The sequence below is a fragment of the Microcoleus sp. OTE_8_concoct_300 genome, from assembly GCF_031383065.1.
Classification (GTDB): Bacteria; Cyanobacteriota; Cyanobacteriia; order Cyanobacteriales; family Microcoleaceae; genus Microcoleus.
The window spans coordinates 1-1,108 of the sequence record NZ_JANMZH010000074.1; the positions used below are offsets into that span (position 1 = coordinate 1).

1 protein-coding gene is annotated in these 1,108 nt (G+C 34.1%); it reads right to left on the minus strand.

Translation table 11 applies throughout. From position 1 onward, the window contains the following. The coding region (locus tag ACUVJL_RS03705) for an IS630 family transposase (protein WP_445244614.1) at nt 1–983 on the minus strand (983 nt) is incomplete at its 3' end. Between the last annotated feature and the right edge of the window lie 125 nt (nt 984–1,108).

Consider the following 1,108-nt stretch of genomic DNA (forward strand, 5'->3'; position numbering starts at 1 on the left):
ACAAAAAAGTCATACATATATAATTTGTAAAAATCAAAAATCTGACAATGAGTTACCAGCATAAATAATTTTTTAATAAGTGGGAAAGATTTACATAAATACCAATGTTCTCTCAAAAATCTTTTGCCTTGAAGCCAAATATCTTCTACAGGGTTTTGCTCAGGTGCATTCGGGGCAAATAATTCACATGTTATTAACCATTCAGATTTTTCTAAACCTTGATTGACCTCGCCCAGATACTCTCGCATTTCTGCATATTTATGATAACTTGCCCCATCCCAAAATATTAAAATTCTAGCTCCTTTATTCAGATTTTGCAGGTATTTGACAAACAAAACTGTATTCTTTGAATTTCCGGCTTCATATTCTTGTACAAAAAATTTTTTTGTTTGATAGTTGAGGGCACCAAAATATGTTTGCCTTTCTCTCTGATTTGTCATGGGTACTTCTATTCTTTTATTCTTCTTTCCCCAAACATATCCACAAACATCACCCCACAGCAGATGACATTCATCAATCATATACACCACAAGTCTTCCAGCTTCTATCTCCGAGCGGTTTTCTGCCAGAGATTTTGCGATTTCTATCTTTTTTGTTTTTACCAATTCATCGTTTTTTTTTGGATTACTTTTTTGAGTTTTCTTCCAGCTAACCTTGGCTTCATCAAGTAATGTATAATAACTTTGATTTGATTTGAAACGAACATCATACTTGTCTTCTATATATATCTGAAACTCCTGTAAGCTCAAATATTCTTGAGTATTTAAGTAATTGACAATCTCTAGGCGTTGCGCTGGACTTAAATATGCTTTTGACCCTTGATACCTCAGCTTTAATTCTTCAACTCCATTTTTGATAAATTTCATTTTGGATTGACTGATAAATGTTGCTGATACATTTAATATTTTTTTAATTTCCGAACCAGTTATGCCCTCAATCCACATCATTACGGACATTGCTCGCTTCAGCTGACGGGGCGACAGGTCGCCTGAAGAGCAGACAGGGAGGGCACTCTAGACAAATAGCATGAAAAAAGATAGGGTAAGAAAGCTTCTTACCCAAAAACAATTAAATGATACCAAAATTATATCATGCCCATTTGTCAAAA